The organism is Psychrobacter sp. 16-MNA-CIBAN-0192, assembly GCF_040309565.1.
GTDB lineage: Bacteria > Pseudomonadota > Gammaproteobacteria > Pseudomonadales > Moraxellaceae > Psychrobacter.
The window spans coordinates 1-239 of the sequence record NZ_JBEOOX010000684.1 but is presented as its reverse complement, the minus strand read 5'-3'; the positions used below and the strand labels follow the sequence as shown (position 1 = coordinate 239).

1 pseudogene is annotated in these 239 nt (G+C 43.1%); it reads left to right on the top strand.

The features are described from left to right. A pseudogene (locus AAEY78_RS14855) lies at nt 1–187 on the top strand (NADH:ubiquinone reductase (Na(+)-transporting) subunit D); the annotation flags it as partial. Nucleotides 188–239: the final 52 nt, after the last annotated feature.

The window sequence follows — 239 nt, the reverse complement described above, 5'->3', positions numbered from 1 at the left end:
CCTACAGCCTGTCACTGATGGCGGTTGGTACATTCCAAACGGTCTATTACTGTTGCCACCGTCAGCATTCTTTATCATTGGATTATTCATTGCCATTGTTCGTATTTGGAAACCAGAGCAGGTTGAAGAAGCCGAGTTTGTAATGAAGCCGCAGTCTAAAGGCATGGCACATGGAGGCGGTCACTAATGGGACATTATGTTAGTTTATTTATAACCTCAGTCTTTATTGAGAATATGGC